Raw genomic sequence first — 17,493 nt, forward strand, 5'->3', positions numbered from 1 at the left:
GATTTATAATTTTTTATTATACTTTTGGCTTTCGCTCTTATTTTCATAAAAAAATAACAGAATAAAAACACATATCTCATTTTAAATCAACATAAACGATAAAATTATAGTTTTGAAATTTTTAAAATAAATATTTATTAAACCAAATTTTAAACAAACAATCACCTATACTAATTTTTTAAAATATTACTAACAATGAACCAGAACCTCGCTTTCGCAGATTATGCGGTTTTTATTATTTATTTCATCGTAGTCTCGGTCTACGGTTACACTGTTTATCGCAAACGAAAACAAGACGAACAAGATGCCAAAGCTTATTTCCTTGCTGAAGGAAATCTAACTTGGTGGGCTATTGGAGCTTCTTTAATCGCATCTAATATATCAGCAGAACAATTCATCGGAATGAGTGGTGAAGGTTTCTTTTTAGGAATTGCTGTTGCGGCTTACGAATGGCTTGCAGCTATTGCTCTTATTATTGTTGCAGTTTGGTTTATTCCGGTATATCTTAAAAATAAGATTTATACCATGCCTCAATTCTTAAAAACACGTTATAACGAATCTACTGCGTTGATTATGGCAGTATTCTGGTTGTTTTTATACGTTTTTGTAAACTTAACTTCTATCCTTTATTTAGGAGCAGTTGCTATTAACGGTCTTGCGGGAGGACAATATCTTCACATAATTATGGTTGGTTTAGCTGTTTTTGCTTTATTTATTTCTCTTGGAGGAATGAAAGTTGTAGCTTATACAGACGTTATTCAGGTTGCGGTTTTAATTATCGGAGGTTTAGTAACTTCTTATATCGCCCTAACAACTGTTGGACAATATTTTGGAGTGGGAGAAAATGCAATCGAAGGCTTCAAAGTTTTAATGAGAGAAGCTCCAGAGCATTTCAAAATGATTATTCCAAAACCTACAGCAACTTCTTCTCAATTGGATATCGATAAATATTTAACTTTCCCTGGATTGTTATCTTACCTTGCTGGTATCTGGATTATCAACTTAAACTATTGGGGTTGTAACCAATACATTACGCAAAGAGCACTTGGAGCAGATTTACAAACCGCTCGTACAGGTATCTTATTTGCTGGTATGCTAAAATTATTAATGCCACTTATCGTAATGCTTCCTGGTATTGCTGCTTATGTTTTATACACAAACGGACATTTACCTCAACTAGTTGGAGGAAAAGATGGTGCTTATTCTGCAGTATTAACTTTCTTGCCAACAGGTTTAAAAGGACTTTCTGTTGCTGCTCTTACAGCTGCAATTGTAGCTTCTTTGGCCGGAAAAGTAAACAGTATTTCTACAATCTACACATTAGATATTCATAAAAAATACATCCAAAAAGAAGCGGGTGAAAAACAACAAGTAAACATTGGTCGTATCGCAGTTTTTGCTGCAATGCTTTTGGCTGTTTTATTTACTTGGAATGACATCTTAGGCATTGGTGGTGTTGGTGGTTTCACTTACATTCAGAAATACACAGGATTTATTAGCCCGGGAGTTTTCGCAATGTTCTTCTTAGGTATGTTCTGGAAAAGAACTACTGGAGCAGCTGCTATCGTGGGTGTAATTTTAGGATTTGCATTATCAGTTTTATTCAATGAATATGCTCCAATGTTATTTGGAAACGACACACTTTTATACACCGCTTACCCTAACGGAAAAGGAGCTTTCGAGATTCCGTTCCACATTTGTATGGGATTATCATTCTTCTTTACAATGCTTGTAATGATCTTGATGAGTTTTGCTGGACCAAAAGTAAATCCAAAAGCATTTGAAACAGAACCGGGAATGTTTACCGTAAAACCACAAACAACAGTTTTAATCGTAATTACATTATTGGTTATTATTGCACTTTACGTGAAATTCTGGTAATTAATTTAGTTCAATTCTCTCTACTTTACAGCTGTTGTTTGATAAAAACAACAGCTGTAAAAATTTTAAAGAGTATCTGAGTTTATTTTTTTGCCACTAATTACACTAATTAGCACAAATTTTTACAATCATGGTAGAAAATAAATTCGTGAAAATTAGTGTAATTCGTGGCAACATTTTTTACTCTCGCAGATTTGGCAGATTTAGCGTGATTTTCTTAATCCTTTAAATCGGTTGCACAAAAAAACATCAGCTTAAACAATTTCAAATTATAATATCATGCAGTTATCATTAACCCAAAAAATCATTATCGTTACCGGAGGCGCAAAAGGAATTGGTTTAGGAATTTGCAAAGTTCTTGCCGAAGAAAATGCAATTCCGTTTATCGTTGGCCGTAACGAAAATGATAATCTTAAAGCTGTCGAAGAAATAAAAGCAAGCGGAAAAGAAGCTTTTCAAACCGTAGCCGATTTAACAAAACCCGAAGATTGCAAAAAAGCAATCGACGCCATTATTGCAAAATGCGGCAGAATCGACGGATTGGTAAACAACGCAGGCGTAAATGACGGCGTTGGTTTAGAAAACGGAAATTATGAAGACTTTGCAGCATCATTACATAAAAATTTGGTTCATTATTATTTAATGGCGCAGTACGCTCTTCCATATCTAAAAGAATCAAAAGGCGCAATTGTAAACATCGGTTCTAAAACTGCAGAAACTGGACAGGGCGGTACTTCTGCTTATGCTGCGTCAAATGGTGGAAGAAATGCTTTAACCAGAGAATGGGCGGTTGAATTATTAAAATACAGCATTCGTGTAAATGCCGTAATTGTGGCAGAATGTTTTACACCGCTTTACGAAACCTGGATTAATACTTTTGAAAACCGTGACGAAAAATTAGCTTCGATCACACAAAATATTCCATTAGAAAACAGAATGACAACTGCGGAAGAAATTGCCAATATGGTTGTTTTTCTTCTTTCAGAAAAATCAAGCCATACAACCGGACAACTTATTTATGTTGATGGCGGTTACACGCATTTGGATCGTTCTATTTAATTTTTTTTTGCCGCGAATTACACTAATTTCTCGAATTTTTTTTCTTTTTTGAATTAAAAAATTTGTGTGAATTTGCGTAATTCGTGGTAACTTTTTTCCTCACATTTGTCACCCTGAGCGAAGTCGAAGGGCGCCCCAATTGGACGTGAGCTTCGACTTCGCTCAGCCTGACAGGACTAGGTATAAAAAATCTTTTTAATCTGTGGCAAAAATTAATTTATCTGCGCATTATTCTTAAAATCAGTCGGCGTAATTCCTTTACATTTTTTAAAAAGCTTATTAAAATTCGAAGCCGTTTTATACCCGCATTCATAAGCAATCTCAGACATACTTTTGTCGGTTTCTAGTAAAAGTCGGCAAGCGTTGGAAACTCGGATTTCGTGGAGATAATCTACAAAGTTTTTTTTGGTTTTAAGTTTAAACATTCTGCAGAAAGATGTTGGTGTCATATTCGCGACAGCGGCAATTTCGATTAATGAAATATTCTTCTTGTAATTTTTATTTACATATTGAAAAACCTCCGAAAGTCTGTCGGCTTTTGGTTCTTCGTGCATTAAAGAATAAACCTCATCATTAATGTAAACCTTATCCTGACTTTCAGAAAGAATCGATAAAATTTCGAAAAGCCCAACAATTACTTCAAAGTCTTTTTTAAGAACTAACTTCTCTAATTTTTTTGCCAGCTGTTTATTGGTTTTTCCAGTAATGGAAATTCCTTTTCCTGCCTGAAAAAAAAGTTCGTTGATTTTCTGCGTTTCCTTTAAATCATAAAAGGCCGGTCCAAAAATATCTTTACTAAAATAAGCAACAATAGAATTGGCTTTTAGATCTGAAATTCCCTGATAATACATTTCGTCATTCAGCCAGACGTGCGGAATATCGGCACCCAAAAAAACCATATCACCCGGCTCAAAAGGCATAACTGAATTGCCGATAATTCGTTTACCAAAACTCTCTTTTACATAGACCAATTCCAATTCGGGATGCGAATGAAACGGCGCCTGAAAAAAGGGTTCAACCCGATTTAAAACCGAAACCGTTGTGTTTAAGTACGATGTTATTTTAGTTTGCTGCAATTTCATAAATGCAAAGATAATTAAAGATTAGACACGGATAATATTAGACTATTAACCAATTTATATATTGTTTAATTTTATTCTTCGTTTATTGCCCAAATTGTAGAGAAAATCAACGAATTAAATCGTTTGTAAAATCACAAAATGGAATAAAAAGAATGATAAAATAACACCATATGTTAGAGAATAAAACAAAAAAGTTAGTTGTAAAACTGCATCCGGATGACAATGTTTTGGTTGCCTTAACCGATTTACCAAAAGGCGAAACCATTTCTTTTGAATCTGAAGCTTACATTTTGCAAGACCTCATCAAAGCAAAACACAAGTTTTACATGCAGGATATGAAGCAGGGAGAAGAAGTAAATATGTACGGTGTTTTGGTTGGAAAAGTGCAGTGCGATGTGGCAAAAGGAAGTTTAATGACAACCGAAAATCTAAAACACGCAGCAGATCCGTACGCGTATAGAAATGCTTCTTACGAATGGAATGCGCCGGATGTTTCTAAATTTGAAAACAGAACTTTTAAAGGTTATAAAAGAAAAGACGGACGCGTTGGTACGGCCAATTACTGGCTTTTTGTTCCGACTGTTTTTTGTGAAAACAGAAATCTTGACGTTATCAAAGAAGCTTTGCACAAACAATTGGGTTATGCAGTAACCGACAAATACAATCAATTTACACACGAATTGTTGGAAGGTTATTTGAACGGAAATGACATCAACGATATTAATATTGAATTGAATCCGACACCAAAAAACAAACGTGTTTTTGAAAATGTGGACGGAATTAAATTCTTAAATCATCAAGGCGGTTGTGGCGGAACACGTCAGGACGCTTCTACTTTGAGCGCTTTATTGGCTTCTTATGCCAATCATCCAAATGTGGGTGGAATTACTTTATTGAGTTTGGGATGCCAGCATTTACAAGTTCAGGATTTTGTAAATGATGTAAAAAGACAAAATCCTGAATTCGACAAACCGTTGTTTATTTTTGAACAGCAGCAAACGGAAAGCGAAGAAGTTTTGATTACAAATGCCATCAAAAAAACTTTTGAAGGTTTAATCGAAATCAATAAATACGAAAGAACAGACGCGCCATTAAGCGATTTATGCATTGGTGTAAAATGCGGCGGAAGCGATGGTTTCAGCGGTGTTTCTGCAAATCCTGCTGTAGGTTATACTTCTGATTTGGTGGTTGCTTTAGGCGGAAAAATTCTTCTGGCTGAATTTCCGGAATTATGCGGTGCAGAACAAAATCTAATTGATCGTTGTGTTACCGAAGATAAAGCGAGAAAGTTTATTGATTTAATGGAATCTTATGATGAACTGGCGCATAAAGTAGGATCAGGTTTTCACATGAATCCGTCTCCGGGAAATATAAAAGACGGCTTAATTACCGATGCTATAAAAAGTGCAGGAGCTGCCAAAAAAGGCGGTACTTCTCCTGTAATTGATGTTTTAGATTATACCGAATTGGTTACAAAACCGGGATTAAGTTTGGTTTGTACACCAGGAAATGACGTGGAAGCTACAACAGGAAAAGCAGCTTCTGGCGCAACACTTATTTTGTTTACAACAGGATTAGGAACGCCAACAGGAAACCCAGTTTGTCCGGTTATTAAAGTAGCGACGAATTCTGTTTTGGCAAAAAGAATGAGCGATATTATTGATATTGACTGCGGACCAATTATCAGCGGTGAAAAATCTATTGAAGAAATGGGCGAGGAAATTTTAGAATATTGCATCAAAGCGGCCAGCGGCGAAATTATTCCGAAAGCGGTACAATTAAATCAGGACGATTTTATTCCGTGGAAACGCGGCGTATCTTTATAGCATCATTTCAAACTAAAAATAAATTATTAAATACATATAGTATGTTTTCATTACAAAATAAAAAAGCAATTATTACTGGCGGCGGAAGCGGAATTGGAAGAGCGATTTCGGTTTTATTTGCTAAGCAGGGAGCAGAAGTTCATATTTTAGAACTTACAGAAGAATCTGCAAAAGAAACTGTTGAAGAAATAAAATCAGCTGGCGGAAGCGTTTTTGCTCACGCCTGCGACGTTTCGAATCACGAAAATGTAAAAGCTGCTTTTGATAAAATCGGAAACATTCATATTCTGGTAAACAATGCAGGAATCGCACACGTTGGTAAAGTTGACACAACTTCTGAATCTGACTTTGACCGTATTATGAATGTAAATGTAAAAGGTGTTTACAATTGCCTTCATGCTGCTGTTCCGGCTTTAAAAAATGCTGGCGGTGGTGTAATTTTAAATTTAGCTTCAATTGCTTGCTGGGTTGGAATTCCAGATCGTTTTGCTTATTCTACTGCAAAAGGCGCGGTTATGGCAATGACATTATCGGTTGCGAGAGATTATCTTCATGATAAAATCAGATGTAATTCTATTTCTCCGGCGCGAGTTCATACGCCGTTTGTAGACGGATTTATTTCTAAAAATTATCCAGGAAAAGAAGAAGAAATCTTCGAAAAATTATCACAGTCACAGCCAATCGGCCGTATGGGAAAACCAGAAGAAATTGCTACTTTGGCCTTGTTCCTTTGCAGCGACGAATCGTCTTTCATTACAGGGTCTGATTACCCAATTGACGGCGGATTTATTAAATTGAATAATTAAAAAAATAATATAGCCACGAATTTCCACAAATTTTTTAATTAAGAATGAGAAGAAAAATTCGAGCAATTAGTGCAATTCGTGGCCAAAAAAACTAAAAAGAAAGAATATGAAACTTATTAGATTCGGAGAAGAAGGAAAAGAAAAACCAGGAATTCTTCTAAATGATAAAAGATATGACGTTTCGTCTATCGTAACAACAGATTACAACGAAGCATTTTTTGAAAATGACGGATTAAAGAAATTAGAAGAAGCATTAAAAAGCAATCCATCTTTACCAGAAGTAAGCGATTCAGTTCGTCTAGGTTCTGCGGTTGCAAGGCCTTCAAAAATTATTTGTATTGGTCTTAATTATGTAGATCACTGTGAAGAAACTGGCGCGCCAATTCCAGCTGAGCCAATTATTTTCTTTAAATCTACAACTTCATTGTGCGGACCAAATGACAATTTGATTATCCCAAAAAACAGTGAAAAAACAGACTGGGAAGTAGAATTGGCCTTTGTTGTGGGTAAAAAAGCAAGTTACGTTTCTGAAGAAGATGCTCCAAACTACATCGCTGGATATTGTTTATTGAATGATTACAGCGAAAGAGCATTCCAAATTGAGCGTGGCGGACAATGGGCAAAAGGAAAAGGAAGCGACACTTTTGCGCCTCTTGGACCAACAATGGTTACACCAGACGAAGCTGGAGATGTAAACAATCTTAAAATGTGGTTAACTGTAAACGGAAAAACATTCCAAAACAGTAATACTTCAAACTTGATTTTCAAGATTCCGTTTTTAGTACATTATTTAAGTCAATTTATGACGTTGCTTCCTGGCGATGTTATCAGTACAGGAACGCCTCCGGGAGTTGGATTAGGAATTAAACCAGATCCGATTTACATTAAAGCAGGTGACGTAATCGAATTAGGAATCGAAGGTTTAGGCACAAGTAAACAAACTGCTGTAGCTTATTCTCAAAAATAATAAAACCATTAATATGTCTACTCAAAAATTCTGTTTAGCCCTAGATTTAATAGACGACCAAGATCTTATTGCTGAATACAAAAAACTGCACGAAAATATCTGGCCGGAAATTAAAAAAAGCATTCAAGATTCTGGAATCGAGGTTTTGGATATTTATTGTACAGGAAACAGATTGTTTATGATTATAGAAGGTGATGAAAATTTTTCATTCGAGAAAAAAGACAAAGCCGATGCAGCAAACGAAAAAGTTCAGGAATGGGAAACTTTAATGTGGAAATTTCAACAAGCTTTACCGTGGGCAAAACCAGGACAAAAATGGATTTTGATGGAAAAAATATTTCAACTTTAAGTTATTAGTTAAGAGTTAATTCATAACTAATAATTAAAAAAGCGAGAATGCCGATTGGTGTTCTCGCTTTTTTATTTGTTCTTGAATAAAAAAAGCACAAATCATTTCTAAAATTTTAACAACAAAATTAAAGAAAAAACTTATATTTACATTTTTGTAGTAATATACTTATATTATTTATAATTTGTAAATTATGACACAATTATACATTCCAGATTTTTCGTATAATGATTATTTGACTTATCCGATAAAAAAAGAAGATACATTAGAAAGTGTTGCTCTCAAATTTGGTATCGAGTCAAGTCAACTCCGAAGTTATCACAACTTTCGTGCACCGTTAGAAGATGCCATTCGGGAATCTTTTCCTTCACATCTTAAACTTCTTATTATTGAACCCGAAAAGGTTGAATTAAACGAAGAAGAAAAAGAGCAAAACCGAAAAAATGTAGTTTTTAATGACGGACCTCGTAGACTATCTCTAAACTATTCGCATGGCGACAGAACTTATGGTGTAATTTCTACCATTCAAAGCGGTGATGCTATTAATACACTGAAAGAAGAGATCCGTGTACAATGGAAAGCTCAAGATCAAGGTTATCATTTTTTTGACCTAAACCGAACACAACCTATTTATGTCAATGACACTGCCGCCAGCACAATGGCAGAAGATATTGCCGAAAAAGCAGCGAAATCTTTATACCCATTGGTAGTTGTAGTAAATGAAAGTGGAAAATGGGTTCATATCAACAATATAAATCAAATTCAGGAACGATGGCTTGAGACCAAAAAACAGCTAAGAAAAAACTATAAAGGCAGTATAATCGAAAAATATTTTGCTCTTTATAATAAAAATCTCGAAAGCAGTGATACATTGCTTTTGGCACTTTCTAAAGATTGGTTTCTTAATGCCTTCTTTAACGGAATTCATACCGAATATCCTGAAAATTTATCCATCTTAAAAGAGATAAAATTTCCTTTTTTAGCTAAAAATGATTCTTTAAAATATAACGTAGAACAGAAACTCGACCATCAGCTAGATGTAGACAATTTAATAGTTCTGGATATAAATGGCGAGCTCAGTGATGACCGAAGTAAAACCGATTTTGAAAACGCCTTAAATATTCCTGTAAAAGAATATACCGAAGAAAAAGCAACAGGCTTTTATCGTGCCAAATATTTTTTAAACCCAAACAGTTACATGCCCGAAGCACTTTCTGTAAGCTGTACTTTGGCGATAAATGTTCCTCAAAAATACAGCATTACAATTTCTAATATCAAGGACAAAAAAGAATTTGTAATAGCCTCTCGAACACCAACGTTTGTAGGTATCTATAAAAAACCCAAAAAAGACTATACAGAATTCTGGTTGATCCTGATAATCATTATGACTGTAGCTATATTGATTGGCCTGGTAATATTCTTAAAACAACTTTAGCAAAATGAGTGAAAAACATTATGTAGTTCAAGGCGCCGTATGTCAGTGCAGCCTGAGCGTAGCCCCAGAGACAGATAAAATTGTTGTAAAAACCCAAGGCAAACATTTTGGAAATGAAAAAGAAACTTCTAAAAAACTACTTGCAACAACAAAAGAAATTGGTCAGACTCTCGAAAAAAATACTTTCGGAAAATGCAAAAAACAACCCACAGGAAATGACTTTAAACCTTGTCAGGCAGTAATAACAAAGTGGACTGGATTTTATGAAAAAGTTACGCTGAGCAACCAAGGCAAAATTCTATTAGAAGACAGCAAAGCAACCTGCCCGCTCGGTGCACCAGATTGCATTAAAATTATAGATCATGGCCAGATCGCAGAACCGTCTGAACAGAATTTTAAGACCATAAACCCAATGCTGCATAACATGATAAATCCTATGGTTGATGTTAGGGATTTATATACACAAGAGGCAAAACATGAGGGAATCATTTTTAATCAATAATTATTTTCAAAATGGCAAAAGGTGTTAAAAAAATAAAATGGGCACGAACAGGGCGAGTAATTAGCAACATGTCTGTTCCTAATAAAAAAGTGGTCATATATCCAGACCAAGAAGTTTCTTTTGAAATAGAATCATGGTACAATGACACAACCGAAGAAGAGAAGAAAAAGAATGTTACCTGGATATTACAAGAAGCTAAAACAAAAAAAGAAATTGCTAAAAAGCTAATGCTTTCAAGTGCACCAAAATTTGTAAGCATTCCTAAAAACTTATGTGGCCCTTATGAATATTATCTAGAAGCAAGTCTTTCTGGAAAAAGAGATTTTTATAACGAAACAGGATTAATCATTCGCGGTGACTGTCCTCCAAAAATCATCAGCAGTAAATGGTGCAGTACAAACAATGGAGATGACGTTCGGAAAACTAACTTTTTTTCTTATGGAGAAAAAATATATCTCAATTTAAAAACCGAAGGACTTAATGGTCATTTAAATTTATCTATTGATGTCTTTAGACGTATAACACTTGGTACTAATGTAAGCATACGAAGATATGTTAATGTTGCTGTTATTGATGGCGAAATAAATTTAGAAATAAATAATTCTTATAACTGGTATTCAGCCATTAAAAACAAAAAAGAAGTAGAAGAATTTTATGTACAGGTTTTTGATCCTGTTAATCGTACTTATATAACAGATAATAATAACGATACAGAACATGCTCGTTTTTTACGTGTAAAAAATAATATTGCTTCTATGGAAGTTAAACCTCCTGTAAATCTTTCGCCTCTAAAAGTGGGCGAACCAGATAAAAATTACATGAGTTATAAATATTGTAAGTATACAACAATAAAAATGAATGATAAACTTCTCTTTGATGAATCAAAATTGGTTAAAGGTCAAAGTTTAAGCAGATATATAAACATTCATTTATTTGCAGGCGGTAATGAAAAAAACAAAAACATAAAAATTGAATTAGGAGAAAAAATTCCGGGTAAATGTGAAAACCATAAAGGACAAGTTTTTGATATCACCGACTTGCAGAAACAAGGAATTCAAAATCCTCAAAAAATTTCACGTAATGCTTTTTCATTCGAAAACAATTTCAAATATAAATATGAAAACGATTATATTGAATTTTTCAAGAATTATATTTTACCTGTGCCTGCTGCCGAGGCTTTGGTACCACTTGCAACCTGTGGATATCAGCATATTTTAGATATTAAAATAAATCCTGATGTAGCTTGGGCATACCATTTTCAATATGATAAACCAGACGGCGGTTATTTTAGAGACATAAAAGTAACCCTGCAAAATGGTCTTAAAGAAGAACTGGACTATTCAAAAAAATATATCGCACAATTTATAAAGTACGCTTTTAATATTCAGATAGATTTTATTAACCAAGCAATTGCAGATTTGATCGTATTTTACTTAGAAAGCTCTGCAGACCATTTTGGTTTTGGTATTCATGCCTATCATACTTTTGATGAAAACCAACGAAAACCTGCTGTAATAATGGATTATACAGAAAAATATAAGTGGATTGCCAGAACCATAATTTTAACCTGTGTTATTCTCTCCGTTTTAGTAGATGCATTAATAATCTATTTAACCCGAGGTAAAGGTTCATTAACAAAAATAGGAAAAGTCGTTAGCGCAGTTGACAAATATGGTAACAAAATAGCCATAATGGGTAAAAGAAAAGGGTTTGAATTAATTGCGCCAAAAATAACAAGCTACCGAGCACAGTATTTTGAAAAACAGCCTGATGGCAGAATTGCCTTTATTTGGTTTACAATACGAAGACAAACATACTTTGGGAACTATAACTACAAAAGTAACAGGAATCGCTACAGTATTTGATTATGCCCGAAAAGCAATGTCTATTTTTGGAAAAATCACCCTCTTGAAAAAAATTCAGGATAAAATAAATAAAGTTCCAATCGACCCAAATAAAATGCCAAGCCCAATTAATACAAACGATGTTAACAAAACTATTGACTGGTTAGAAGAAGCTATAGAAAATGGTGCTGAGCGTATTTTTAAGGAACTTGGTCAGGAACTCAATTTCACACTTACTATCAAAGGAAAATATATAATTGATTACCAGGTTATTATAAACCATTTGACAGAAGCCATTAATATAAAAGACTTATTAGAAAACTATGTAGACAATAGCAAAGGTCTTATCGGTCGGAAAAAAGGTATAGACGCTGTTGCCTCCTGTGAACTTAAAACAGGTTATCATATAAAGACTGATTGGATAATTCGGTATGCCCCAAATTTTATAAAAGGTGTAATTCCGATAGTAGATAAAGAAGCTGAAGCAGAAGGAAAAGCCGAGATACACGGGAGTTTATTTTACGAACGTAAATATTTTTTCGAAAAACCGAAAGCCTATTATGTAGACAATGTTCTGTTTTCTGGGATTGCTGGGAGTTTTTCAGGGAGTACAAAAATGAAGGATAATGGAAAAGTTCCGAAAAATACTAATAACACAATTCCTGTAACCACATTTGTACTGATGGAGCCAAATGTTACTAAAGGAGAAAAAATATATTTATTTGAAAAAGATACAATCAATGAACCGAAATAAATTAAAAAAAATAATTGCATCATTAATGTTCGTTACATTATTTACAGCCTGTGGACAAGAAAAAAAGAAAAACATAAATGCTATGAAAACACAATACCCTGATATTACCGCTACTAATTTTGAGCAAAGATTATCTAATGCTGTAAAACATTATGAGATAGAACCAATGTATTATATGCGAATTAATAAAATAAATTGTCTTTTGGAAATACTAATAAATGATTTTCCTGTTCATAAAGATTATGAACTCTCCAATTATGCAACTCCACTGGAAATTAATCAAGCAATATTGAAAAGTGGAGAGCAAAAACTGACCTATCGTTTATATCCTGTAGGCGATTTAATAAAAGAAGAATACGGCGAAGGCGATACTGTAAGGACACTAACAGACAATACTTCTATTTCTATATCAATTATTCAGATGGATAATAATGGTCAAAAAAGGCTTGAAGATGAGGAAGTGGTTATGAAGCATAATAGTTTAAAAGATATCAAAGGGAATTTTATTGCTTCTGGAAAACCTTACTATGAATTTACTTTTACTTTTAATGCAAATGTACCTTATAAAAATGAAGGCTGGAGCAATGGTCAAAATCTAAATAAATTAGATCAAAAACTATTAGAACAAAAAGCTATAGAATTTTATAAAGAATATGGAGAAACTTACCTAAATAAAGATGCAAGTTTACAAGCAAAAATAAATTTTGGAAAAGAAAAAAGAACGGCAATCGCACTCTATAGAAGATCAAATGATATAGCAGATTTATGGAAAGAGTATCAATCTGATATAAATGAAAAGAACTTAAAAATACTTCCTCTAGAAAATTATCGAATGGTTTTTTTTGGTAATAATCGCATTCTTTTTTTAAAATCAAATTCTTTAAAGTTAGGATACAGAGGATATAGTGCCTTATTAGTTGAAAGCGACGATTCAACAACAATGCCTGGAATATACCTATACTTACCAGAAGAAAAAAAACTTGAAGATGGTTTATATATGATAAATTAACATAAAAAACCCATCAGCGTAAAAGACCAACTCGAAAACTACGTAGACAACAGTAAAGGACTTATAAGCCGTAAAAAAGGTATTGACGCTGTAGCTTCCTGCGAACTTCAAACAGGCTACCATATAACCACAGATTGGATGATACGTTACGCTCCCAATTTTATACAGGGCGTAATACCCGTAATAGACAAAAAAGCAGAAGTAGAAGGAAAAGCCGAAATACACGGCAGTCTATTTTTTGAACGCCAATATTTTTACGAAAAACCAAAATCGTATTATGTAGATAATGTTTTGTTTTCTGGGATTGCTGGGAGCTTTTCGGGGAGCTTAGAAATGGAAGATAATCAACCTAAAGGCAAAAAAAAATCATCCCAAAAAATTCCTCCAAACCTCATTTGTTTTAATGGAACCGTATGTTGTAAAAGGAGAAAAAATATATCTTTTTGAAAAAGAAACAATTAATAAACCTAAATAATATGAGAAAATTATTTCTATTACTAATATTTCCAATAGTATTCAATTCCTGTGGACAAGAAAAAAAACAAAACAAAAAAACAATGAACACACAATATTCAGAAATTAACGCTAACAATTTCGAACAAAGATTATTAAATGCTGCAAAACATTACGAAAAAGAACCGATTTACTATTTGCGAATTAATAAAATCAATTGTCTAATTGAAATCCTTGTAAACGGTTATTATGTTCACAACGATTATGAACTATCTAATTATGCGACTCCTCTATCTATAAACCGTGCCATTCTAAAAAGCGGAGAACAAAAACTAACCTATCGTTTATATCCTATCGGAGATTTAATCAAAGAAGAATATGGCGAAGGAGATACTGTAACAACATTAACAGAAAATACTGCTATTTCAGTATCTATAATTAAAATGGATAATAACGGTCAAAAAAGATTGGAAGATGAAGAAGTTGTAATGAAACATATTAGTTTAACCGATGCTAAAGGAAATTTTATAGCGGCAGGAAAACCTTATTATGAATTTACTTTTTCTTTTAATGCACAAGTCCCTTATGTAAATGAAGGTTGGAATAACGGCCAGGACTTAACAAAACTAGATGAGAAATTGTTAGAGCAGAAAGCTATTGAATTTTATAAAATGTATGGAGAAATATACAAAACAAAAAATATTGATTTATTAGCAAAACAAAAATTTGGCACAGAAAAAAGAAATACTGTTGCAAGTTATAAAAGCTCGTCGCAAATTAATACTCTTTGGAAAGAATATTTATCTGACATTAATGAGAAAAATATAAATCCACAACCAATAGAAAACTACAAAATAGAATATCTCGGAAATAACAGAATAATTTTTTTAAAATATAAATCATTAGAATATCCTTATCGAGGAGGTGGAGCTTTACGAGTTGACTATACTGATAAAGATGGAGATGAAGCTGTTTTTATGCCCAATATATGTCTTTATCTGCCTGAAGGAAAAAAACTTGAAGATGGTTTATACATGATAGATTAATTATGAAAAAAATATTAGCCTTATTAAATCTTATGTTATTTATTTCTTCTTGTGGCCAGGAAAAGAAACAATCAGAACCTATTTCTATAAAAATTAATACAGCATATCCAGAAGTTAATGCAAAAAATTTTGAGCAGAAATTATTGGAAAGTGTTAAGCATTACGAAAAAGAACCGATTTACTATTTACGAATTAATAAAATCAATTGTCTAATTGAAATCCTTATTAAAACTTCTACTTATTATGCTGGCAATAAACTACCTGAAGTAAAAAACAGAAAAATTATCTATTATTAAGTCAATTAAAAATGAAATCAATAAATGTAAGTCTATATTTTTTATCCTTTGTTAGTCTTGTTTCCTGCCAAGAAAAATTATCTGAAAAAACAAAAAAAGAAATACAAGAGAAACAAACCTTTTGGCAAACACGAACTAATTTAATCAATAAAAATAAAACTACTATGGAATATCCTATAAAAAAAGACACAACGATTGGTAATGAAACAAGATTTAACTATATATATTTTCATAGTAGTTATTGGCAGTTTGAAGTTTATATAGACGATGTCTTTTTAATGAATTTTAAAGGTGAGATTACAAAAGGACATGGTGGCATTAATGGAGGTTATCAAACTAATCCATTACTACTAACCAGCGGAATTCATGAAATAAAAATAAGAATATATCCCGCTTATGGTGATGCTTTTTTTGATGAAGGAGCAATTGGATTAACATTTCAACATTACCGAGACGGAGATTTAAGAACAATGGTTTACGACGAAAAAATGCGTGGGATAGATGGTATTCGTCTTGATATTAGTAATGAACAATGGGTAGGCGACAAAGGTGAATATGGAACTTCCTCTTGGGTAAAAGCTCACTACGAACCAAAAACTCCACTTCCTTTAAAAGGACTACCTATTTACGAATGGAGAAGTACTTTTGAAGCTGAAGTACCCTACGATTTAATAGGCTGGAGAAATTCTATAAACTTGAAAAAAGAACAAGAAGACGAGAAGAAAAATATTAAAGAAGAACTAATTACAGAATATAAAAAAATATACGAAATTATAAAAAATAGAGATGTAGAAAGTTATTTAAAATTAATAAAACAAAGAGAAGAATTACTAGGAAAAACGATGTATTATACTGAAAAAGATCGTCAAGAAAAAATAAAAATGGCCGGAGATTTGCTTAACAATAGTGGTTATGAAGTAGAACCTATATTTCCCGAAACTTTTCAGTTAGAATACCAAGGCTATGGAAAATTAGCAGCTTTACTTCATAAAGCTGATGGCGAAGGCATTATTAGATTTCGAAATAAAAAAAATCCTGATGAAAACATTTATTTAGAATTTCTTTTCCAGCGAAAAGAAAAGGGAGGGCAACTAACCGTTATATAATCTACCAATTAAATCTTTTTTAATGAAAATTAATGACCTGAACAAATTACAAAGACCTTTATACACAATTGATCCTCACATATATTGTTCAGGAACCGTGTTAGTAAATGACGTTCCTGTTATAAATTGGTTTGGCAACGAAACAGAAGATGGATGTTATCTTGGCGCAATAGACATAAATCATGTTTTATTATAGAGTGGCAAATACAAAGTAGTTGGAAAAATGTTTCCGAGAAAAGGAAAAAAGACATTAACATAAAAATCGTCAAAATATAAAATTAAGCTACAACGATTATCAAAACATTCCTAAACTATCTTTTTTGAGTGAGTTTTTAGATAAATATGATTTGATTGTTTAATTCATTTTATACCTAATATGAATTAGTAATCTAAGAAATAGTGTTTTGCAAAATTATTTTAAATATATTTATCCTAAATTTTAAACCACTAAACCAAAAACATGAAAAAATTAGTATTAGCATTATTACTTGTTTCTGCTGCAGTTTCAGCACAAGATATGGAAGTAAAATCTGGAGATTTTGCCTTTCTAAAAGATCAAAAAGAAGTCAACGTTGTATTTGATTATAGCAATTTTACAATGATGAAAGAAAAAAAATCGGAAGCGCAATATGTTCAGGAACGTAAAGCCGAGCTGGATCAGAAAGCAAAAGGAAACGGAAGCATCTGGGAGAAAAAATGGATTGCTGCAAAAGAACAAATCTGGACTCCTAAATTTTTAGAGATTGCTAATATTGTATTGACTAAAGAACATAAAGATTTAAGTTTTCAGGAAAACTTAAAAACACCTTATACTTTAATCGTACAAACGGTATGGGTTTATCCAGGATGGGATGCTGGAATTATGAAACAGCAGGCAAAAGTTACTACAAATTTAAAATTTGTTGATTCTGCCGATAAATCAAAGGTGTTATTGGAAATCACCAGCGAAGAAGCTCCTGGAGATCAATGGGGAAATAATTATAGCAATGAAAGCAGAATTGGAGAAGGCTTTGCAAAAACAGCAAAATCGATGTCAAAACTTATAGCTAAGAAAGCTTATAAATAAAATCAAAAAAAA

17 protein-coding genes are annotated in these 17,493 nt (G+C 32.9%); 16 read left to right on the forward strand and 1 reads right to left on the reverse strand.

The genetic code is table 11. The features are described from left to right. Positions 1 to 195: 195 nt before the first annotated feature. Positions 196 to 1,881 (forward strand): sodium/sugar symporter, encoded by a 1,686-nt coding sequence (locus tag EV144_RS10010; RefSeq protein ID WP_134148430.1) that lies wholly within the window; start codon positions 196 to 198, stop codon positions 1,879 to 1,881. 279 nt (positions 1,882 to 2,160) lie between these two features. Further along, on the forward strand, positions 2,161 to 2,940 hold the full coding sequence (locus tag EV144_RS10015; protein WP_134148431.1) for an SDR family oxidoreductase: 780 nt from the start codon (positions 2,161 to 2,163) through the stop codon (positions 2,938 to 2,940). Positions 2,941 to 3,152: 212 nt separating this feature from the next. Here EV144_RS10015 and EV144_RS10020 read toward each other — a convergent pair whose 3' ends face one another. After that, on the reverse strand, positions 3,153 to 4,022 hold the full coding sequence (locus tag EV144_RS10020; RefSeq protein ID WP_134148432.1) for an AraC family transcriptional regulator: 870 nt from the start codon (positions 4,020 to 4,022) through the stop codon (positions 3,153 to 3,155). Between the two features lie 170 nt (positions 4,023 to 4,192). Between EV144_RS10020 and EV144_RS10025 the strand changes: the two genes are divergently transcribed. The 14 genes from EV144_RS10025 (at position 4,193) to EV144_RS10090 (ending at position 17,481) form a co-directional block, all read left to right on the forward strand. Continuing rightward, positions 4,193 to 5,848 (forward strand): UxaA family hydrolase, encoded by a 1,656-nt coding sequence (locus tag EV144_RS10025; protein WP_134148433.1) that lies wholly within the window; start codon positions 4,193 to 4,195, stop codon positions 5,846 to 5,848. Between the two features lie 41 nt (positions 5,849 to 5,889). Then, a complete protein-coding gene (locus EV144_RS10030; RefSeq protein WP_134148434.1) occupies positions 5,890 to 6,654 on the forward strand; it encodes an SDR family NAD(P)-dependent oxidoreductase in 765 nt (254 codons plus the stop codon). A 106-nt stretch (positions 6,655 to 6,760) separates the two neighbouring features. After that, positions 6,761 to 7,621, forward strand: coding sequence for a fumarylacetoacetate hydrolase family protein (locus EV144_RS10035; RefSeq protein ID WP_134148435.1), 861 nt, complete (start codon positions 6,761 to 6,763; stop codon positions 7,619 to 7,621). Positions 7,622 to 7,634: 13 nt separating this feature from the next. Next, positions 7,635 to 7,970 (forward strand): L-rhamnose mutarotase, encoded by a 336-nt coding sequence (locus tag EV144_RS10040; protein ID WP_134148436.1) that lies wholly within the window; start codon positions 7,635 to 7,637, stop codon positions 7,968 to 7,970. Between the two features lie 193 nt (positions 7,971 to 8,163). After that, entirely contained in the window at positions 8,164 to 9,405 is a 1,242-nt protein-coding gene (locus tag EV144_RS10045; protein ID WP_134148437.1) for a hypothetical protein, read from the forward strand. A gap of 4 nt (positions 9,406 to 9,409) precedes the next feature. Next, positions 9,410 to 9,907, forward strand: coding sequence for a DUF4280 domain-containing protein (locus tag EV144_RS10050; protein WP_134148439.1), 498 nt, complete (start codon positions 9,410 to 9,412; stop codon positions 9,905 to 9,907). An 11-nt stretch (positions 9,908 to 9,918) separates the two neighbouring features. Further along, a complete protein-coding gene (locus tag EV144_RS10055; protein WP_134148440.1) occupies positions 9,919 to 11,772 on the forward strand; it encodes a hypothetical protein in 1,854 nt (617 codons plus the stop codon). After that, positions 11,678 to 12,505, forward strand: coding sequence for a hypothetical protein (locus tag EV144_RS10060; protein WP_134148442.1), 828 nt, complete (start codon positions 11,678 to 11,680; stop codon positions 12,503 to 12,505). Before EV144_RS10055 ends, EV144_RS10060 begins: the two co-directional genes overlap by 95 nt. After that, positions 12,474 to 13,514, forward strand: coding sequence for a hypothetical protein (locus tag EV144_RS10065; RefSeq protein WP_134148443.1), 1,041 nt, complete (start codon positions 12,474 to 12,476; stop codon positions 13,512 to 13,514). Before EV144_RS10060 ends, EV144_RS10065 begins: the two co-directional genes overlap by 32 nt. Positions 13,515 to 13,652: 138 nt before the next feature. After that, positions 13,653 to 13,961, forward strand: a complete 309-nt coding sequence (locus EV144_RS10070; protein ID WP_134148444.1) for a hypothetical protein — start codon at positions 13,653 to 13,655, stop codon at positions 13,959 to 13,961. Between the two features lie 110 nt (positions 13,962 to 14,071). After that, positions 14,072 to 15,013, forward strand: a complete 942-nt coding sequence (locus tag EV144_RS10075; RefSeq protein WP_134148446.1) for a hypothetical protein — start codon at positions 14,072 to 14,074, stop codon at positions 15,011 to 15,013. Positions 15,014 to 15,015: 2 nt separating this feature from the next. Then, complete coding sequence (locus tag EV144_RS10080; protein ID WP_134148448.1) at positions 15,016 to 15,309, forward strand: hypothetical protein; 294 nt, start codon at positions 15,016 to 15,018, stop codon at positions 15,307 to 15,309. An 11-nt stretch (positions 15,310 to 15,320) separates the two neighbouring features. After that, the gene (locus EV144_RS10085; protein WP_134148450.1) at positions 15,321 to 16,415 is read left to right on the forward strand and encodes a hypothetical protein; all 1,095 of its coding nucleotides are present in this window, start codon (positions 15,321 to 15,323) and stop codon (positions 16,413 to 16,415) included. A 460-nt stretch (positions 16,416 to 16,875) separates the two neighbouring features. Then, positions 16,876 to 17,481, forward strand: a complete 606-nt coding sequence (locus EV144_RS10090) for a hypothetical protein (RefSeq protein ID WP_134148452.1) — start codon at positions 16,876 to 16,878, stop codon at positions 17,479 to 17,481. Positions 17,482 to 17,493: the final 12 nt, after the last annotated feature.

Source organism: Flavobacterium sp. 270 (assembly GCF_004368785.1).
GTDB lineage: Bacteria > Bacteroidota > Bacteroidia > Flavobacteriales > Flavobacteriaceae > Flavobacterium.

Bases quoted from the DNA above. Each gene is read 5' to 3' on its own strand.
- EV144_RS10055 (WP_134148440.1), top strand. From the start codon at position 9,919: ATGGCAAAAGGTGTTAAAAAAATAAAATGGGCACGAACAGGGCGAGTA.
- EV144_RS10025 (WP_134148433.1), top strand. From the start codon at position 4,193: ATGTTAGAGAATAAAACAAAAAAGTTAGTTGTAAAACTGCATCCGGAT.
- EV144_RS10050 (WP_134148439.1), top strand. From the start codon at position 9,410: ATGAGTGAAAAACATTATGTAGTTCAAGGCGCCGTATGTCAGTGCAGC.
- EV144_RS10030 (WP_134148434.1), top strand. From the start codon at position 5,890: ATGTTTTCATTACAAAATAAAAAAGCAATTATTACTGGCGGCGGAAGC.
- EV144_RS10070 (WP_134148444.1), top strand. From the start codon at position 13,653: ATGATACGTTACGCTCCCAATTTTATACAGGGCGTAATACCCGTAATA.
- EV144_RS10020 (WP_134148432.1), bottom strand. From the start codon at position 4,022: ATGAAATTGCAGCAAACTAAAATAACATCGTACTTAAACACAACGGTT.
- EV144_RS10060 (WP_134148442.1), top strand. From the start codon at position 11,678: ATGGCAGAATTGCCTTTATTTGGTTTACAATACGAAGACAAACATACT.
- EV144_RS10085 (WP_134148450.1), top strand. From the start codon at position 15,321: ATGAAATCAATAAATGTAAGTCTATATTTTTTATCCTTTGTTAGTCTT.
- EV144_RS10045 (WP_134148437.1), top strand. From the start codon at position 8,164: ATGACACAATTATACATTCCAGATTTTTCGTATAATGATTATTTGACT.
- EV144_RS10080 (WP_134148448.1), top strand. From the start codon at position 15,016: ATGAAAAAAATATTAGCCTTATTAAATCTTATGTTATTTATTTCTTCT.
- EV144_RS10090 (WP_134148452.1), top strand. From the start codon at position 16,876: ATGAAAAAATTAGTATTAGCATTATTACTTGTTTCTGCTGCAGTTTCA.
- EV144_RS10040 (WP_134148436.1), top strand. From the start codon at position 7,635: ATGTCTACTCAAAAATTCTGTTTAGCCCTAGATTTAATAGACGACCAA.
- EV144_RS10075 (WP_134148446.1), top strand. From the start codon at position 14,072: ATGAACACACAATATTCAGAAATTAACGCTAACAATTTCGAACAAAGA.
- EV144_RS10035 (WP_134148435.1), top strand. From the start codon at position 6,761: ATGAAACTTATTAGATTCGGAGAAGAAGGAAAAGAAAAACCAGGAATT.
- EV144_RS10010 (WP_134148430.1), top strand. From the start codon at position 196: ATGAACCAGAACCTCGCTTTCGCAGATTATGCGGTTTTTATTATTTAT.
- EV144_RS10015 (WP_134148431.1), top strand. From the start codon at position 2,161: ATGCAGTTATCATTAACCCAAAAAATCATTATCGTTACCGGAGGCGCA.